The following is an 18,580-nucleotide window of genomic DNA, read 5'->3' as shown; positions in this document are numbered from 1 at the left end:
GCCAGACAACGCGCCGCGCCCCACGGCGCGGGGGCACGAATGTCTACCAAAAAAAACGGGAACGACCCGACATGGACCGTCCCCGCGTGAATCACTAGATCGAGCGGCTGCTACGAAGCTGCGGACAGGACGCTCACTCGACGTCCACCACGGTCGAACGTCACAATTCCCTCGATCAGGGCGAAGAGCGTGTAGTCCTTGCCTTGACCTACGCCGCGGCCCGCCTGGTAACGGGTGCCTACCTGGCGCACCAGAATGTTGCCAGCGATGACCTGCTCGCCACCGTATTTCTTGATTCCACGTCGCTGGCCGTTGGAATCACGACCGTTGCGGCTGGAACCCTGACCTTTTTTATGTGCCATGACTTGCGTCTCCTCGGGGGGGCATCCGGGACGTCGGACAGGTTCGTCTGCTGTCCTGCGTCGTAGAGCCTTAGGGATTTTCTTCGGCCCCGGCAGGTTCCTCAGCTGGCTGTTCAGCCGGGACCGCCGCAGGGGCCGGATCGGGTTTTTTAGCGATAAATCCTTGCGGCGTCAATTGGCCATACGCCCAAGAGTAGTCCTCGAAGCGGATTTCTCCCTCGTGTTCTTCCTCTTTGTCGCTAGGACGCCAGAAATTGAGAATCAGGGTTTTGGCGAAGAACTCTCGTCCCTTGCCGGGCGGATCCCCCGGCTGGAACACTCCCGGTGGGTCTGTCCATTGGTAGGCGTTGGTCAACCCTTGCACAAAAATTGCGAAATAGTCGGTACTAGGATCGATGTCCTCCCAGGTGGCCACGCCCCAGATTGTGGGATCCTGGCCTTTGGGCGTGGGGGCGATCTTGCCGCTCACCTCGACCGTATTCAAAAGCGGCCGATTGGCGTCCTCGCGCTTGCGAATCAGCGGCACGGCCAACGGTATCAATCGCGATGGGTAGACCTTGCCGGTATCCTTGCTCACCAGCACGAACTCGGGAAAGAATCGGACCGGCTCGCTGCCGGCGTTCTTCACCGAGTACATCAGATACCAGACCAGCTTGCGCTGCATGCGACCATCGGGCGACGGCTCGTCAATGTGTACAAACCGGATCGGCTTGAAGGCAAATTCCAAAGACCAGATGTCGCGTCGAAATACGGTATCGCGCGCTGGGGATTTTCCTTCCGACCACTCGCGCTCGCCGTAGGTCGGATCAGCCGTGAGGATTTCGATCGCATTATGCCGACTCGATCCTTCGGCCGTCTGTCGTTGCGGATCCACGGTCGTCATCACGCCGGGGGCCAAGGGCCGGAACTTCGGTCGCGTCGGTCGTGCGGCGCTAGCGGCGGCCGTCCGGGCTGGCGTCGCCGGCTGGGCGTACGAGGGACTGCCCGACGCAAGTGCCAAGGCCAATAGCCCGACAAACACCGAGGATGATCTAAATGCGCAGACGTGCAGCATGGAATCGCTTCTCTGTCGTCATCGTGGCCGGATAGTCTGGAAGTGAGACGCCGGCTCCCTGGAGGGACGAGATAAGTATTTAGCTTAATTAGCGTTCGGTACGGGGGTCAAGCGCCGGCTGATAGAACCGGTAGGACCACCCGAACCCTCTTCCTGTGACCCGTCACAGCGTGGGCGCACTGCCCACGGCCGGTCACGCGCACGACGACGGCGCGACCGTTCATCGCGACTGCCGCAACGATCGCGATCCTTGACTTAAGCCATGTCGGCGTTAGGTTTTGCACGCGGGGAGTGCGGGGCCTTTCCCGCGCAATTGGACAGATCTCAGGCGGCTTCTGCCGGCGCCAGGCAGCAGCTCGAGGGAGAAACTTGCCGTGTCTGATGAGTCTTCGACGGAAACAAATAGCCCCTTGGATTCGCCAGTCGGACACCCAGACGGGGTCGCAAAGACATCCGAGCAAGTAATGTCGCCCGCGCAGCTGGCCGAAGCCAAGCTTTACGGTCGCTGGCAGTTGGGGCTCGATTTGGCAGACGCGGCAGTCGACCTGATTTTTTTGAGCCTCTTCGCCCTCTTGGCCGCGGTGCCACTCGACGGCTGGTTGGCCACGCGAATATCCACGCCCACGCTGCGATTGCTCGCCCTGTACGGAATCATGATGGCCGCACACGAGTGCGCATCATTCCCGTTGGCTTGGTTCTCTGGCCACGTGATCGAACATCGCTTCGGTCTCAGCCGACAATCTCTCGGGCATTGGGTGGCGCGGCACCTGAAGCGATTTTCGCTGGCCGCGCTCTTCGGTGCGGCCATCGTTCTGGCGATGTACGCGCTGTTCTGGTACGTCGGTACCTGGTGGTGGGTAGCCGCGGCCGTGGGATTCTTCTTGCTGAGCGTCGTGCTGGGCCAACTGGCGCCGGTACTGATTCTTCCGCTGTTTTACAAAATCGAGCGGCTCGACCGGCCCGAGATCGCCGACCGGGTTTCAAACCTGGCAGCGGAGTCCGGATTATCGATCGAGGGCGTGTACCGCATGGTCCTCAGCGACGAGACGTCCAAGGCCAACGCCATGCTGGCCGGCTTGGGGCGCACACGACGCGTGCTGTTGGGGGATACGCTGCTCGATGGTTTCACGCTTGACGAAATCGAGGTCGTGTTCGCCCATGAGATTGGCCACCACGTCTATCGCCACATCCCAAAGCTCATGGCGCTGGGTTTCGTCTATAGCTTGGTGGGATTCTGGATCTGCGACCGTGCGCTGGCGTTGTGGATCGGGCCCAGCGTTTACGATCCACGACAGATGCCAGTGTACGCGCTGCCGATGCTGATGTTTGTGTTGGGGGCGTTTTCGCTGGTGCTAGGACCGTTGCAAAATGTGGCCAGCCGGCGATTCGAGCGGCAGTGCGATCGCTTCGCGCTGGTGAAGACCGGGCTGCGCGAGGCTTACATCTCTGCCTTTCGCAAGCTGGCAAAATTAAACAAGGACGACCCAGATCCGCCTCGCCTGGCGGTGATGTTATTCCACAGCCACCCGCCCATCGCCGAGCGCATCGCGATCGCGGAAGAATGACGGCGAGCGGCAGGTCGTTTAGGGTGCCTTGGACCACGCGAGCCCATCACGCCCGAGCCACTCGATTGCCGCTCACGCGGCGCACGAGCCGGCGCATTTCGAGGACGCTCAAGGTTGCCAGTACTTGGGGCGTCGGCAGCTTTGAGGTGGCGACCACGTGATCGATCGTCGTCGCCTCGGCCGATACGGCGGCCAGCACTTGGCGCTCGAGTTCGTTGAGCAGTAGTTCGGCCGGATGATGCACGCTCTGGCCGGCAGCGTCCGAGGTGGCCTCGACCAAAGGACCTAATTCTTCGAGTACGTCGTCGGCTGTTTCGACCAGCTTTGCGCCGTCGCGGATCAGTCGATGGCAGCCGTGCGAGACGCGGCTATCGACTCGTCCCGGCACGGCGAAAATATCGCGACCCTGCTCAGTGGCATGCCGGGCCGTGATGAGCGCGCCCGATTGGATGGAAGCTTCGACGACAATCACACCCAACGAAAGGCCGCTGATCAATCGGTTGCGCTGCGGGAAGGCGCCGCTGGTGGGCTGCGTGCGAGGCGGCGCTTCGCTCAATAGCGCTCCGCCGTCGGCCACTTCGTCTGCTAATTGCACGTGCTCAGGCGGATAGATATTCGCTAGTCCGGATCCCAGCACGGCGATCGTACGGCCCCCGGCCGCCAGCGCGCCGCGATGTGCGGCCGCGTCGACGCCGCGCGCCAGTCCACTCACAATGGTGAGTCCGGCTTGCGCCAGACTGCCCGCCAACCGTTCTGCCTGGGCAACGCCGTACTGCGTGGCATGCCGGGAACCAACGATGGCAACGGCCAGCGCGTCGTGCGCTTCGATCGTTCCGCGGGCGAACAGCACCGCCGGAGGGTCATGTATCTCGCGAAGTAGCCGCGGGTAGCCGGCCGCCTGCGGGGTGAGAATCGAGATGCCCGCCTGCCGGCAGCGTTCGATTTCGTCCTCGGCGTCCTGGCGGTTCGGCGCCCGCGCGATGGCGGTGCTCAGCTTGCTGCCGATCCCTGGGACATCGCGCAGCTCGCTGGGAGCCGCTGCGAGCGCGGCCGCGGCCGTGCCAAATCGTTCGAGGAGCGCAACGGTCAGCCGCGGTCCGATCCCGGAGACCATCGCCAAACGGAGCGCGCCAATGAGGTCCTCGTCCTGCGACGTTTGATCCCTCCCAGCACCGCGGGTCACGTCGCTCGTGTCGCTCAAAAGTGGCAGCCCCAAAAACGCGCGGCAGTGAGAAGTACAGGCACGTTAGCGTAGTCTCGCGACGGACGCTAGAAAAGTAGCGTCGCAGAAAGAGTGGCTATCTTTTGCCGGGATATAACTTCTGGAATTTAGCCTCTAGCTCCTTACCCTCGGCCAAACTCGGCACGTGCAATTCCTTGCGCAAGGCATCGGTCACTCCCGGCTCTACACGGTAGAGCGCCATCGGCCCATCGGCGACCGTGCAATATTGAGTTCCAAACCGCTGTGGTCGCTTGATGTTCATTAAGAAACGATCCTCCGTGGCGGCCGCCAGCCACAAGGCGCGCTTGTTCCCCTTGGCAATAGCCACGACGCAGAATTCGTGGGCCAGCAGAAAGCCATCCGGACGTTGCGAGTGCTGCAAGATCATCGCCGCATGATAGTAGTCGTTGCCGGTGCAGAGGGCGCCTCCCTTGTACAGCGTCATCAGCCGCGCCTGGCGCAAGACATCACGCGCGAGCAGGCGACCGATCGTCCACCGGTCCGTGGGCCAATCCCCCTGCATCATCGGCCGCCGGTCCGCCTGATCGGCGTCGTACATCGCGGCCAGCTCTTCGTTGTCGGACTCCGCGTGCTCGTGGGCCGCGGCCGGGGCCGACTCAACGGCCGCCGTCGCACGTTCGTGAGAGAGCGACGTCCATGCGGCGGACAAGAGGCATCCCAGCAGAACTCCCACGATCAACTGCACCTTCGATCGCATGAATTGGGTCCCTTCCGTGGAAACAAGTTTTCCGATCGAACACTTGATCGGGCAGTGACCGACTTAGTCCGAGTCGAGCGCCGCGCGGACGTCGGATTCGGCAATGCCGCCGACAAGCTCGACGTGCCCTAACTGAGTGGGTAGCACGAAGCGGAGCTTTCCGGCGGCCGCCTTTTTGTCGCGGGCCATCACTGCCAACACTTCGTCGGCATCCAGTGGCGGGGCCACCGTCGGCAGCCCTAACGCAGTGAGTAGTTCGAATTGCCGACGCACAAATGCTCCGTCGACGCGTGCCAAGCGCTCGGCAAGTCGTGCGGCACAGGTCATGCCGATGGAAACTCCCTCGCCATGCAACAGTTGGCCATAACCGGTCAACGTCTCGAACGCGTGGCAAAACGTATGTCCGTAATTGAGGACTGCCCGTAGTCCCGTTTCCTCGCGTTCGTCCGCCTTGACCACGTCGGCCTTGAGCTGGCAGCTGCGTGCAACTACTTGCCGTAGCACGTCGTCCTGACGGGCTTGCAATTCGGTCACGTGTGACTCTAGATAGCTGAAGAATTCGGCGTCGAGAATCACACCGTATTTCACCACCTCGGCCAGGCCGGCGCGATATTCACGCTCGGGCAGCGTCGCGAGCACGGCTGTGTCGATCAACACGCCGCGTGGTTGCCAAAAGGCGCCCACCATATTTTTTGCGCCGGGCAGGTTGACACCCACCTTGCCGCCGACCGAGCTATCGACCTGGGCCAGGAGCGTGGTCGGAATCTGCACGAAGGCTAATCCGCGTGCGAATGTGGCCGCGACGAAGCCGGCCAGATCCCCCACGACCCCCCCGCCCACGGCCACCACGACGGTGCCGCGATCGGCGCCGACTTCGAGCAATTTTTGCCACAGCACCTCGGCCGTGGCGATACTCTTGGCCGTTTCGCCAGCTTCTACAGAGAGAATGTCGACGTCGGCGTTCTCGGCGAGACTTTCGGCCACCGGGCGCGCATGGCGATCTGCCACGTTATCGTCTGTGATCAATGCGAAGTGCGACGGGGCCATCCGCTCGTCGACAAAGCGGCCGGCTTCGCTGAGATTGCCCGTGCCGATCTCGATCGTATAGGTGCGCTCGGCGAGCGCAACTTCAACAATGGTTGTCGCACGGCTCACGTGCTGTGTGCTCCGAAATCAAAAAGAAAGCGAGACTAGCCCCGACAGCAGTCAGACTCCGGGCTGGAATTTGGCCCAGAGTCCCACTGTAGATCGCCATAGGGGGGCTGCCCAGGCCAGAACGTCGTGCCTGGTTCGCCGTAGCGTGGCCCGCGTGCCGGCAGCATTTGTTGCGGCTTGTTTCGAGGTCCGATCTACTTCACGCGATCGATGTCGGCCGGCGTGACGGTGATCTGGCGGCAAAAACCCGTGTGCAGGCGGACATAGTCCATATCGGCAGCCGCCTGGGGTTCAGCGTGAAGGCGTGCTTCGACTTGTTCCCGCTGGGCCGGTTCCCAAGAGTCGTATTCGTCGGGCCAGACGGTCGAGGTCTCGACGACCAGTGCTTCGCGATAGGGATCGAAGGCGTTCGGCATAAGGGTGCCAAATGGTTGCAACGAGAGAAACGGTGCGACAAACGCGGGCATAGTCGCGGCTTGGTGCGCAGTAGTATACTTGCCGCTTTGGCGCTGGGAAGTACTCGCCGGCCGCGGCGACGGTCTGCCCGTCGCCACTGCTCGACGCCCCGCCTTTGAACCTCGATGTTCCGTCTTTTGGGCCGTTATGAACGATCGCGCCTACCCGCTCGCCGGACTGAAAGTCCTCGACTTGTCGCGGGTCTTGGCAGGTCCGGTTTGCACGCAGCTGCTGGCGGACCTGGGGGCCGACGTCGTCAAGATCGAGCGGCCCGGCATCGGTGACGACACGCGTGCCTGGGGACCGCCGTTTCTGGGGGGGGAGGGTCCCAGCGCCTACTTTCTCTCCTGCAATCGCGGCAAGCGTTCGCTGGCACTCGACCTGAAAAACCCTGCCGCGCGTTCGGTAGTCGACGATCTGCTACGCGAGGCCGATGTCCTGGTCGAAAACTTCCTGCCGGCCGCTTTGCGCGAGTTCGGCCTTACCGTTGATCGACTGGCCAGCATCAACCCCCGATTGGTTAGTTGCTCCATTTCGGGCTTTGGCCGCACCGGCCCGCTGGCCGAGGTGCCCGGCTACGACCTGGTGACCCAAGCTGGAATGGGCTTGATGTCGATCACGGGAGAGCCGGAGGGCCCGCCGCTGAAGGTGGGAGTGGCAATCGCCGACGTGCTCACGGGACTTTACGCCGCATTGAGCGCTCTGACAGGATTGTACGCCCGCGAGCGGGGTCAACCCGGTCGGGCGTTCGATCTGGCGCTGGCCGACTGCACGCTGGCCAGTCTGGTGAATGTTGCCCAGAGCGTGCTCGTAACGGGTGAAAGAGCACAGCGCTGGGGGAACGCGCATCCCCAGATCGTCCCCTACGAGACCTTCGAGACGGCAGACGGCCATCTGGTCATCGGCGTCGGCACGGATGACCAGTGGCGCAAATTTTGCGCCGCCGTCGACCATACGGACTGGTCGACCGACGCGCGCTTTCAAAAGAATGCCCAGCGCGTCGAGCACCGCTACGAACTGTTGACTTTGCTGCGACCGCTGGTGCGGGCAAGAACGACGCGCCACTGGCAACAGTTGCTAGCCACGATCGGTTTGCCGCATGGTCCCGTGCTGGCAGTAGACGAAGCGCTGGCCACTCCGCAAGTCGCCGCCCGCCAAATGGTCCTGCCGGTCGTCGATCGGCAGGGGCGCAGCTATTCGGTATTGGGATCAGCCGTACACTGGCAGGGAGAACCGCCGCGGCAGGCGACCGCGCCCCCCGAGATCGGCGAGCATACAGACGCCGTGCTGCAGGAATGGCTCCGTTACGACGATACGAAACTGGCCGAATTGCGTCGCTGCGGCGCCATCAGCTGAATTCGAGTTCCGCATGACTTCACCCGATCGCGTCCCACCAATCCAAGCCGACGCCGGACCGATGGTGTCGGGCAAGGTCGTGATTCTGGGCGTTTTTTGCTTTTCCGTCGCCGCGGCCTTCGTCAGTTGGATCTACTATGCCCGGCTGCAAGAACGCCCGCTGGCGTTGTGGGGCAGCCCGGCCGCGGAACTGATACTGCGCGCTCCCGCGGCCCGCGCCTACCTGTTGGCCGTGGCGCCAGATGCGGCGGAGCCCAAGACGGCGGAACCGGAGAGTGCCCAACGGCAGTTCGTCATTGATGGACTGCGCTATGTGGCGACCGCGGAGCGCGATGTAAGCCAGGCACGCGGCTTTTCGCACATCCGCCAGGGCCTGATCCATGACCGCAGCTTTGCCTGGGATGAGCCGCCCGGCGATCGGCCGCCCCTTTGGAAATATGCCGTCGAGTTCGACGAAGGCGGCAAGACAGCCGTGGTGGCCTTCGCCGATCACGCCGTCCGCGTAGCGCTCGTCGATGGCTCCCAGTCCGCACCAAACAGCGCCTCGCCGGCACGCACAGGGTTCATGCGCACGGTGTCGACGCGCCCTGTCGCGGGCGCGATCGACGCCTTTCTGGCCGAGCAGTTTCCCAGCGAGCCGCCGACGTCGGCGCAGTAAGGGAAGTCGCCGCAGATTCTCGTAGTGCCTCAGTCCATCCTTAGGCGGCCTTGGGAAGGCTGCGCAACCCAAGGCTGAGCATGACCCAGGTCCAACCGTTGAACAGCATGTCGATGCCGATGAACAGGCCAATCACAAACAGGCCCGAACTCGGCCATTCTGCCAGCACGATCAATCCTAATAGCGAGGTCACCACACCGTTCAGCAGGATCCAGCCCCAGTGGTGCAGTCGCAATGTCATGGCGGTGACGACGCGGAAAATACCGCCCACGAGGAAGAACGAGCCGACCAACAACGTGAGAGCTTCGGCGCCCACAAAAGGCCGGGCAACCATCATGCCGCCGACGACGACATACAAGATGCCGGCCAGCAACGACAACAGGAAGCCGCTCCACTGACCAGCCCAAAAAGCGCTCAGAATCTGTGCCCCGCCGCCGACGACCAACAAGATGCCGAAGAAAGTCACTGCGACGAGTGTGGCAAACACCGAGTAGCCGATGGCCAGCGTGCCGCCCACGATCAGCAGAATGCCAAGCAGCAAGAACCAATACCATTCCGACTTCATGGTCTCTAGTTCGTGGCGAATCAGCTCCGACGGTCCTTTGAGTCCGGTGGACATGACAAGATTCCTCGCTTGAATGTGGTGTATCAAAAAATCAGGGATTGATTCGTTTCGCGGACATAATCGTGGCACGGTTGCCTGCGCAGCCCGCCGTGGACGGCGCGGCGTACGGCCCGCACGAGCGTTCCGCTCGTAAGGTATATAGGCCTCGCACCGAGACGTGGCAAACAAGCCGAATCTCGGCGTTCGACGGGGCATCATTCGTCGCCACAGGATCGCCAGAATCGCTACAACTGGCCTGCCAAGCGAACTGCTATCGCGCGGCACGTCCGGCGATGCCGGGATCCAGAACCTCCTCCAGCCGCCGGCCGAGCGATCCGTTGGCAACCGCCAAGGCAAACTCGTCATACGTCGCATATAACGCGTGGCTGAGAAAACGGACGGTCCAATTCAGCGCTAAAGGGCTGATCGTGACCACCGCCCGGCCAGCGCGATAAGCCTGCCACATTTCGATGGCAGTCCCCATCGAGGCCTCGGGCACAAATGCCACCAGCACGTCGACCTTGGCCGAAAGATCATTGTGGTGCAAAAACACCTGTCGCCCACGATCGTCGTCGTAATCCAGCGAGTTGCCGTGGTCGGCCAACGGATCGTAGATGTCGGCCTCAGGAAAATGCTCCTGTAGCAGCACCTTGAGTCGCGCGCGGTAGTCCTGGTCGTGGATCACGGCCCCGAGTTGCGAACCCTGCATGATGCCGGCCAAAAAGAATCGCATATCGGTCACACGCCAAAGAGACTGTAGAAAGCGCTGCGCTATAGGCCAGGCGGCGACTGGGGCACGCCCTCGCTAAACGGTAGGATAGAACCAGTGGGCGCCGTGGCAAGACGTCCGAGGTGTATTGCCAACAGCAGATTGCGAGGCCGGCGATGAGTACGGCAAGGAAAAAATCGAAGCGCGCCACGTCCGGACGCGCCGTGAAGCCTTTATCCGGAACGCCGTCAACTGGAAAAACCGTGACCGCCGGACCGGAGCCCGATCTACGCGCCGCCCAAAAGTTGGTGCTGGCGCTGATGGCCATTCCCGGCCGCAGTGGCGAAGAACGTGGCGTGCGGGACTATATCGTCGACCAACTGCGGCGCGCCGGCGCGCCGGCCTCGGCCATCCGTAGCGATCACGCACATCGTCACACGCCGCTCGATGGTGAAATCGGCAATCTGGTTTTTCGAATGCCGGGCATCATGCGCGGTCCGCGCCGCCTGTTGATGGCACACCTGGACACGGTCCCTTTGTGTGTCGGCTCGAAACCGGTTGTGAAGGGGCAAGTTGTCCACTCAGCGGCCAAGCATGCCGGACTGGGTGCCGATGATCGGGCCGGTTGTGCCGTGATTCTGACCGCGGCGCTCGAGATCTTGCGGAGGCGGCTACCGCATCCCCCCTTGGTGTTTCTGTGGCCCGTACAGGAGGAAGTTGGCCTGTTCGGCGCGCGGCATGCCAATCTGGCTCTTCTCGGCCAGCCGAAACTGGCCTTCAACTGGGACGGTGGACCGGCGGACAAGCTCACCATCGGCGCGACCGGCGCTTATCGAATTCAGATTATCGTCGAAGGTATTGCCAGCCATGCCGGCGGCGCACCCGAGCAAGGCGTTAGTGCCATCACGATCGCGGGGCTGGCCATCGCGGATCTCGAACGGGGCGGCTGGCTGGGTGATGTCCGCAAGGAGGGAGAGCGCGGCACCAGCAATATCGGCGTCATCCAAGGAGGCGCCGCCACGAACGTCGTCACCGATCGCGTCGAGCTAAAGGCCGAGGCCCGCAGCCACAACCCGGTCTTCCGCCGCGTCATTCGCGACGCCATTGAACAAGCATTTCACAAAGCGGCAAGCGAAGTGCGCAACATCGTCGGCGCCCATGGCAAGGTCACTTGCGAGAGCCGGCAGGATTACGAATCGTTTCGCTTGTCGGCCGAGGAGCCGTCTATTCAAGCGGCCGAAGCCGCCGTGCGCGCAACCGGGGGCGAGCCATTTCATTTTGTCTCTAACGGCGGGCTGGACGCCAACTGGCTTACGGCCCGCGGCATACCTACCGTGACGCTGGGCTGCGGACAGTTGCACGCACACATGGTCACAGAGCAACTGGATCTGGTCATGTTTCGGCAGGCCTGCCGCATCGCCTTGCGATTGGCCACGGCTACGGAGTAACCACAATCGGCCATGGATCTCGACGACGAAGTTTGCCTCTGTTTTCACGTTACCAAGCGCAAGCTTGTCAATTATCTGCGCGTCGAGAAACCGCGCCGCGCCGGCCAGTTGAGCGATTGCTTCGGCGCCGGCACCGGCTGCGGATGGTGCCGCAGCTATCTCGAGCGCATGTTCCAGGCCGCGGTCACCGGGGGCATAACGGTGGAAGACGAACCAACCCCGGCGGACTACGCCCGCGCGCGCAGCGGTTATATCCGTTCGGGCGGCGGCACCCCGCCTCCTGGGGCCACGCCCGTACCTGACCCTGATGCGGACTAGCGCAACAGATCGGGCCAGTTGTGGACGCGGATCGGGGGATGTTGCTGTCGCGGCATGTCAATTGGCCGTAAGGCATACGTGCCTGGGGACGCTGCGCAACGTATGAATTACGCGGGGGGTTGGCCCGACGCATCCACGATCCCGGAACTAGCATCCCGGGGACGTATCCAGCCAGCGAGCATGACGGTGTCCAATGCCCCCGGCCGGCTTGCCCGGCGTTTCAAGGTGCCTTATCCTTAAAGCGGCTGCGACCGCTAAACCACATGCCCTCGAACGATCATGATTCGTGGTCACTGGTGCGCTCGATTCGTGGCGCGCTTGCTGAACCCGCCCTGCCCGATCCGGACAACCCGGCCTCTGAGAGCCTTTCCCATGCGAGCTAGTTCCTACGCCAGCCTATTGACGTGCATTGCCACTGCCGGAGCCGTGCTGGCTTCGGGGCACAGCCTGGCAGCCCAAACGGCGCCCAAGGCGAAAGCCAAGCCGCAGGCCGCCGCGCCTGCCAAGGGCAAACCCGCGCAGGCTGCCCCAGCGGTCGCCACGGCTGCGGCCAAAAGCGCGGCACCCGCCCTAAAGAAGGTCGATCCGCTCGACTGGCCCAATTGGCGCGGGCCCGAGCAGAATGGCATCTCACGCGAGACCGGATTGCCGGATAAGTGGGATGCGGCCACCGGACAAAACGTGCTCTGGAAGAATGCCGAGTTGCGCACCCGTAGCACGCCTATCGTGATGCACGGCAAGCTGTACACACTGGCCAGTAGCGATCCCGCCACCCACGACGAAGGCGAAAAGGTAATTTGCGCGGACGCCGCGACCGGAAAGGTGTTGTGGGAAAACAAATTCAACGTCTTTTTGTCGGACGTGCCCGACACCCGCGTCGCCTGGAGCTGCTGCGTGGGAGACCCCACCACTGGGCGCATTTATGCGATGGGTGTCTGCGGATATTTCCAATGCATCGACGGTGACACGGGCAAGACTCTCTGGTCGCACTCGCTGAGCGAGGAGTTCGGCCTGCTGAGCACCTATGGAGGCCGCACGAATGTGCCCGTGATATTCGAAGACCTGGCGATCATCAGCGCCGTGACGACGGGTTGGGGCGACCTGGCCCGCCCGGTCCACCGCTTTATGGCTTTCAATAAGACAACCGGCGAACTGGTGTGGATTAACGGTACCCGTCCGCTGCCCGACGATACAACTTACAGCACTCCCTTTTTGGCCGTAGTGCAGGGGCAGCCGCTGATGATCTTCGGCTCGGGCGATGGCTCGGTATGGGCCCTCCAGCCGCGCACGGGCAAACCCGTTTGGAATTTCCGTTTTTCGCTGCGTGGCATGAACGTTTCGCCATTGGTCGATCACGACATCGTCTATATGGGTCAAAGCGAAGAAAACCACGACGACAGCACGATGGGCGCGATAGGCGCATACAGCGCCATAGGGTCCGGCGACATCACCAAAACAAACGAGAAATGGCGCCGCAAGGAAGTGATGATCGGCAAAAGCTCGCCGCTCCTTCTAAATGGGCGTCTTTATGGCCTGGACGACTCGAACATCGTCTACGTGCTTGACGCGGCGACGGGCGAAGAGATCGGCAAGCGGCAGCGGCTGCTCGGCACGATTACACGCGCCAGTCCCGTCTATGCGGACGGCAAGATTTTTGCCTGCACCACCAGCGCCTGGCACGTGCTGACTCCAACCGAAAACGGCGTCAAGATTTCGCAGCGGCAACGCTTCCCCAACGGCGAGGAGATTTACGGGTCGCCGGCCGTTTCGCATGGCCGGATCTATCTGCCCTCGACGTCTTTCATGTATTGCATCGGCACGCCCAATGCCAAGCCGACGTCTGATCCTCAGCCGGCGCCAATAGCCGAGGCCGCGGTGACTGATACCAAGCCAGCCTTGGTGCAAGTCGTGCCGGCCGAGGCGTTGGTCAAGCCGGGCGAGAAGGTGCAGTACAAGACCCGCGTCTTCAACGCGATCGGCCAGTTGCTCCAAGAGTCTGTCGCCGCATATACGGTCGAAGGCGCCGCCGAGATCAACCCGCAAGGGCTGTTCGTGGCGGGTACTCCTCAGGCCCACTCGGCCGCGACCGTGACGGCCAAGGTAGGCGATCTCGCCGGCACGGCCCGCGTGCGGATCGAGCCGCCATTGCCGTGGAAATTCGACTTCAACGACGACCAGGTGCCGGTCACCTGGGTCGGCGCTCGCTACCGCCACGTGCCGCGCGATCTCGATGGCGAGCACGTAATTGCCAAGATTACAACGATCCCCAAGGGGACGCGCAGCCAAAGCTGGATGGGCCCCACGAATTTGCACGACTATGCCATTCAGGCCGACGTCCGCGGCAGCATCGCATTCATTGATGCCCGCGCGGCCGCCGAAGTGGCCACAGGGGATGACAAGGAAAAAGACGAGGCTGGGTCCGCTGCAACGGGTGACGCATCAGCCGACAAAAAGGCCGACGGTGCGCCGGCGAAGACCGAGAAAGTCGGCAAAATGCCCGACATCGGACTGATCGCGCAGCGCTACACGCTCGACCTGATGGGGGCGAGCCAGCAACTGCAGATCCGCTCGTGGACTGCCGTTCTGGACCGGTTCTCGAAGTCGGTCCCTTTCGCCTGGAAGCCGGACACCTGGTACACGATGAAGCTGCAGGCGAACGTCATCGACGGCAAGGCCGTACTCAAAGGCAAGGTCTGGCTGCGCGGCGAGCCCGAACCAGAGGCCTGGACGATTGAAGCCACGGACGACGCCCCCAATACTGAGGGAAGTCCGGGCTTGTTCGGCAACGCCGGAAACGCGGAACTGTTCTACGACAATATTTTGGTGACGCCCGCTCCGGCGAAGTAAGTCACTTCTGACCTAAACTTTTCGGGGACTGTCCCCGCTCTGGACATAACCACATTCGAGATCGAACGACCATGAAATCGATACGCATCGCGGCCATTTTGCTGGCCCTTTCGGCGCTGGGACTGTGTGGGCATTCGCGGTTGGTTGCCCAACAGGCACCAGCTAAGGGCGCCGCCAAGGCACCCGCGGCAGCCGCGAAAGGAGCTACAAAGACGGCCGCCAAGGCCCCTGCAGCCGTCACGCCGAAAGCACCGGCCAAGCCGGCCGGCGAGGAGACCAGCAATCGCTGGTGGAACCAGTGGGCAGGCTCGTCGGTTCGCAACAACACGCCGATCGGCAAGAACATTCCGGCCGAGTTCGAACCAGGCGAGTTCGACAGCAAAACAGGCGATTGGAAAAACGAAGGCAGCAAGAACATTAAATGGGTTTCGAAGCTCGGTTCGCAGAGCTATGGCAACCCCGTGGTGGCCGACGGCAAAATCTGGGTCGGCACCAACAATGGCGCGGGCTGGCTGAAGCGCTATCCGGCCGAGACCGATCTGGGCTGCTTGCTGTGCTTCAACGAGGAGGACGGCAAGTTCCTCTGGCAACATTCGAGCGAGAAGCTCGCATCGGGCCGCGTCCATGACTGGCCCCTGCAGGGTATCTGCTGTGCACCGTACGTGGAAGGTCCAAGGTTGTGGTTCGTCACCAGCCGTGGCGAAGTGCAGTGTCTCGACACCGAGGGCTTCTACGACGGCGAGAACGACGGCCCTTTCAAGTCGGAGAAAAGTACTGAGAAGGACGAGGCCGACGTCATCTGGTCGCTCGACATGATGAAGCAGCTTGGTGTTTCGCAGCACAACATGTGCAGCTGCTCGATCACGGCCACCGGCGACGTCTTGTGGGTTTGCACCTCGAACGGCGTGGACGAGTCGCACGTCAACTTGCCAGCTCCAGAAGCTCCCAGCTTCCTGGCCGTAGATAAAAACACCGGCAAGGTGCTGTGGGCAGATAGCTCGCCGGGCATGAACATCTTGCACGGCCAATGGTCGAGCCCCACGTACGCGATCCTGGGTGGTGTTCCGCAGGTCATGTTTGCCGGCGGCGACGGATACCTGTACAGCTTCTTGGGCGAGGCCACCCCGGGCGGCAAGGCCCAGATGCTGTGGAAATTCGACGCCAATCCCAAGGAATCGAAATACATCCTCGGCGGCCGTGGAACGCGCAACGAGATCATCGCCACGCCGGTCGTGTACGACGACCTGGTTTATCTGGCTGTCGGGCAGGATCCCGAGCACGGCGAAGGCCCCGGCCACCTGTGGTGCATCGACCCCACGAAGCGCGGCGATGTCAGCGGCGAACTGGCCTTCAACGTCAAGAATCTCAATGCGCCCATCCCCCATAAGCGTCTGCAGGCGGTCGATACGACGCAAGGCGAAGTGGCCCGTCCCAATCCGAATTCGGCCGTGGTTTGGCACTACGCGGACTTCGATCAGAACGGTAACGGCAAAGTCGAGTTCGAAGAAACCATGCATCGCACCTGCGGCACTGTGGTCATCAAGGATGACCTGCTGTACTTGTCGGACTTCAGCGGACTGTTTCACTGTCTGAACGCCAAAACCGGCAAGCCCTACTGGACGCACGACCTGTTCGCAGCCACCTGGGGCTCGGCGTTGATTGTCGACGGCAAGGTCTACATCGGGGACGAAGAGGGAAAAGTCACCGTGTTCAAACTCGGCCCCGAGAAGGAAATTCTGGCCGAGAACAACATGGGCAATTCCGTCTACAGCACGCCGGTGGTGGCCAACGACATCATGTACATCGCCAACAAAACCCACTTGTTCGCGATCGAAAACATGGAAGACAAATAGTCTGCTTGTCCGAGGCACCGGCGGTGACATGTCATCGCGCGAGCATGGGATCCGCAGATTTCGCAGACGACGCAGAGAAATCCAGGAAAGATTGACGCGTAGGCGCGGCGCTCGGAGCCTTGCCTGCGTAATCTGTGAAATCTGTGGATGCTTTGAGTTTCTGTTTAGTCGAGTCTTCCCTTTTCCGGTTCGAGCTGTGCAGACTTATGGCCAAGCGCGTACTCGACGTTGGGCAATGTGGGCCAGATCATGCGGCCATTCGTCGCTTGCTCTCGTCGCGGTTTGGTGCCGAGGTGGTGCAAGCGCACGGACCGACGGATGCGCTCGCGCACTTACGGCGCGAGCCATTCTCCCTGGTGCTGATCAACCGCAAGCTCGATGCTGATTACAGCGATGGCCTGGAAATCTTGAACGCGATCAAGGCGGACCCCGCGCTTTCGAGCGTGCCGGTGATGCTGGTCAGCAACTATGCCGATGCACAAGCCACGGCCGTCGAAGCCGGAGCAATCACTGGGTTCGGCAAGGCCGAGCTTGGCCGCCCCGAAACCGAAGAAAAGTTGCGCGGCGTGCTGGGCAATTAGCCGTTGCAAATTGCAAGCCGCAGTCGGGCGTGCTGTCGTGGATCAAACCGCAACGGCTTCCTCCCCGGAGTCCTTCTTTGGATCCGGCGTTGGTACGGCATGCACCGCGCCGCTTTGCGGCGGGTTCCGCAAATCTATTTCGTAGTACAATTCGAGGACGCCCTCAAGCAGCGATTCCGCCTGTTCGTCCGTCAATGTGGCACGGCGAAGCGCCGTTTTAATGTTTTGAAAAAGACCTCGCAGACTCGCTCGGAACTTTTGGCACCACGAAGGCTCCAGCGGATCCGATGCCTGATGCAGACACTGATGTTCACGTTCTATAGCGGCCTCAAACTCGTCATACGTGGATAACTTTTGCGTCGCGAGATTCTCGCCCGTGGCTGCCTTGGCGCTCTCCTGCCGAGTTGCCCGGGTGTTCCAATCGTGCAACAGACTGGTTGCAACCCACACCAACAACGTGGAAAGCACCACGCTCCACTTTGTGATCCAGGTCGTGGGGGCCATGTCCTTGCTCAAGAGAATCGCGGCTGGATGCATCGGATACGTAAATCGATTTGTCGCGACGTCTGCAGGCTCCTTTGCTTCCCAATCCAAGGCACCCACCTGATCCTGCATCACATCGTGCGCGCATTTGCCGATGAAGTACGCGTCTTGCGCGGACATGGTGCGGGGGCAAATAATTACGCGGCGGGTTCCGATCGTCTGAATATCCGTAGCGCAAAAGTCGCCGTCGATGTACGAATTCCTGTTAATGGCTGCTTTGTGCAGTTGCCGATTTTGCTGCACTAATGCGTCGCGGACATCTTCGAAATTGACAAGGCGGCACGATTGATCGTCAGCAATCTGACGTACGAGCGACGATCCCCACGGTCCAGAGTAGAACGCCGCGCAAATAGTACCGTTGATTAGCGCGGCGCGCATCTCGTTGTAGTCTGCCACTCCGTTAGTCGCCAACTTGGCAGGCTCGATATTGTAGTTTCTCAGCACGATCTCCGCGGCTTGGCGAGTGCCGCTTTCGGGCGGACCTAGAAACACAAGACCGTGGTCAAACTTTCGGACAATCTCGGCCAGGGCCGGCGCCCGATTAGAATGTATCGGGATCTTGTGATCCTTGAGGAACTTTCTTGTACAAAACACATGTAGAAAGGAGTACTCGAGTGGCGTAAGAATCGATATGCGCGACGAATCGCCAAATCCGTCGTGCGCAAAACCAATCGTGCTGCCGCTAGTATCGCGCGAGACACGCTTTCGATTTTCCTCAAATCCGTCCGTCTCGACCAAGGTTACGTTGTATCGTGCGCCGATATGCGGCGGCGAAGCATTAATGCGATCGGCGATACGTCGCGCGTCGTCCCAGCCATCGCTGCCGGCAGGTCCCACGCAGAGCGTGATGTCGGTCGTGTTCTGCCGCGTGTACTCGGACCAGCCAAAGAGTACGCCGAACGTCACCATCGCGAGAACCAAAAACCAAAGTAGGTGCCTTGCCATGAAATGCGCAGTCGCAGTGACGATGGCGACAACGGGCATCCACAATTGACCAAGCACAGGTTCAATAACTGGCACGTTGAATCCCCTAAAAATGCCTGTTGAATAGCGCTACCGCCAAGCGCGAGCACGTCGAGCAATACCAGCCGCGCTCATCGAGTTCAGTCGATTGATTGGCGTTCGTGGGCG

Annotated in this window: 17 protein-coding genes; 8 read left to right on the top strand and 9 right to left on the bottom strand. The window is 61.6% G+C overall.

The genetic code is table 11. The features are described from left to right. Nucleotides 1-110: 110 nt before the first annotated feature. A complete protein-coding gene (rpmA, locus tag VGG64_09240) occupies nt 111-362 on the bottom strand; it encodes a 50S ribosomal protein L27 (GenBank protein ID HEY1599774.1) in 252 nt (83 codons plus the stop codon). A 70-nt stretch (nt 363-432) separates the two neighbouring features. Next, a complete protein-coding gene (locus VGG64_09235; protein HEY1599773.1) occupies nt 433-1,416 on the bottom strand; it encodes a hypothetical protein in 984 nt (327 codons plus the stop codon). Between the two features lie 374 nt (nt 1,417-1,790). On the opposite strand from VGG64_09235, the gene VGG64_09230 reads away from it, so the two are divergent. Then, complete coding sequence (locus VGG64_09230; GenBank protein ID HEY1599772.1) at nt 1,791-2,981, top strand: M48 family metallopeptidase; 1,191 nt, start codon at nt 1,791-1,793, stop codon at nt 2,979-2,981. 46 nt (nt 2,982-3,027) lie between these two features. Here VGG64_09230 and dprA read toward each other — a convergent pair whose 3' ends face one another. The 4 genes from dprA to VGG64_09210 form a co-directional block, all read right to left on the bottom strand. Further along, complete coding sequence (gene dprA, locus VGG64_09225) at nt 3,028-4,182, bottom strand: DNA-processing protein DprA (GenBank protein ID HEY1599771.1); 1,155 nt, start codon at nt 4,180-4,182, stop codon at nt 3,028-3,030. A gap of 97 nt (nt 4,183-4,279) precedes the next feature. Next, the gene (locus VGG64_09220) at nt 4,280-4,921 is read right to left on the bottom strand and encodes a hypothetical protein (GenBank protein HEY1599770.1); all 642 of its coding nucleotides are present in this window, start codon (nt 4,919-4,921) and stop codon (nt 4,280-4,282) included. A 63-nt stretch (nt 4,922-4,984) separates the two neighbouring features. Continuing rightward, complete coding sequence (aroB, locus tag VGG64_09215) at nt 4,985-6,076, bottom strand: 3-dehydroquinate synthase (GenBank protein ID HEY1599769.1); 1,092 nt, start codon at nt 6,074-6,076, stop codon at nt 4,985-4,987. A 194-nt stretch (nt 6,077-6,270) separates the two neighbouring features. Beyond that, on the bottom strand, nt 6,271-6,543 hold the full coding sequence (locus VGG64_09210; protein HEY1599768.1) for a hypothetical protein: 273 nt from the start codon (nt 6,541-6,543) through the stop codon (nt 6,271-6,273). Between the two features lie 136 nt (nt 6,544-6,679). Here VGG64_09210 and VGG64_09205 point away from each other — a divergent pair, with 136 nt between their 5' ends. After that, on the top strand, nt 6,680-7,888 hold the full coding sequence (locus tag VGG64_09205; protein HEY1599767.1) for a CaiB/BaiF CoA-transferase family protein: 1,209 nt from the start codon (nt 6,680-6,682) through the stop codon (nt 7,886-7,888). A gap of 13 nt (nt 7,889-7,901) precedes the next feature. Next, nucleotides 7,902-8,546, top strand: a complete 645-nt coding sequence (locus VGG64_09200) for a hypothetical protein (protein ID HEY1599766.1) — start codon at nt 7,902-7,904, stop codon at nt 8,544-8,546. A 40-nt stretch (nt 8,547-8,586) separates the two neighbouring features. Here VGG64_09200 and VGG64_09195 read toward each other — a convergent pair whose 3' ends face one another. Both VGG64_09195 and VGG64_09190 read right to left on the bottom strand, forming a co-directional pair. Then, nucleotides 8,587-9,165, bottom strand: coding sequence for an HdeD family acid-resistance protein (locus VGG64_09195; protein ID HEY1599765.1), 579 nt, complete (start codon nt 9,163-9,165; stop codon nt 8,587-8,589). Nucleotides 9,166-9,421: 256 nt separating this feature from the next. Then, nucleotides 9,422-9,883, bottom strand: a complete 462-nt coding sequence (locus tag VGG64_09190) for a hypothetical protein (GenBank protein HEY1599764.1) — start codon at nt 9,881-9,883, stop codon at nt 9,422-9,424. A 239-nt stretch (nt 9,884-10,122) separates the two neighbouring features. Here VGG64_09190 and VGG64_09185 point away from each other — a divergent pair, with 239 nt between their 5' ends. From VGG64_09185 to VGG64_09165, 5 genes are all read left to right on the top strand, one after another. Continuing rightward, entirely contained in the window at nt 10,123-11,307 is a 1,185-nt protein-coding gene (locus tag VGG64_09185) for a M20/M25/M40 family metallo-hydrolase (GenBank protein ID HEY1599763.1), read from the top strand. Nucleotides 11,308-11,319: 12 nt separating this feature from the next. Further along, nucleotides 11,320-11,625 carry a (2Fe-2S)-binding protein gene (locus tag VGG64_09180; GenBank protein HEY1599762.1) on the top strand — a complete coding sequence of 102 codons (306 nt, stop codon included), beginning with the start codon at nt 11,320-11,322 and terminating at the stop codon, nt 11,623-11,625. A 372-nt stretch (nt 11,626-11,997) separates the two neighbouring features. After that, nucleotides 11,998-14,472: a PQQ-binding-like beta-propeller repeat protein gene (locus VGG64_09175; GenBank protein HEY1599761.1), complete on the top strand. Its 2,475-nt coding sequence runs from the start codon at nt 11,998-12,000 to the stop codon at nt 14,470-14,472. A 71-nt stretch (nt 14,473-14,543) separates the two neighbouring features. Next, complete coding sequence (locus VGG64_09170; protein HEY1599760.1) at nt 14,544-16,325, top strand: PQQ-binding-like beta-propeller repeat protein; 1,782 nt, start codon at nt 14,544-14,546, stop codon at nt 16,323-16,325. Nucleotides 16,326-16,531: 206 nt separating this feature from the next. Then, nucleotides 16,532-16,906, top strand: a complete 375-nt coding sequence (locus tag VGG64_09165; protein HEY1599759.1) for a response regulator — start codon at nt 16,532-16,534, stop codon at nt 16,904-16,906. Between the two features lie 42 nt (nt 16,907-16,948). Here VGG64_09165 and VGG64_09160 read toward each other — a convergent pair whose 3' ends face one another. Beyond that, nucleotides 16,949-18,469, bottom strand: a complete 1,521-nt coding sequence (locus VGG64_09160) for a TAXI family TRAP transporter solute-binding subunit (protein ID HEY1599758.1) — start codon at nt 18,467-18,469, stop codon at nt 16,949-16,951. Between the last annotated feature and the right edge of the window lie 111 nt (nt 18,470-18,580).

The sequence above is a fragment of the Pirellulales bacterium genome, assembly GCA_036490175.1.
Classification (GTDB): Bacteria; Planctomycetota; Planctomycetia; order Pirellulales; family JACPPG01; genus JACPPG01.
This window is presented reverse-complemented; position numbering and strand designations above follow the sequence as displayed.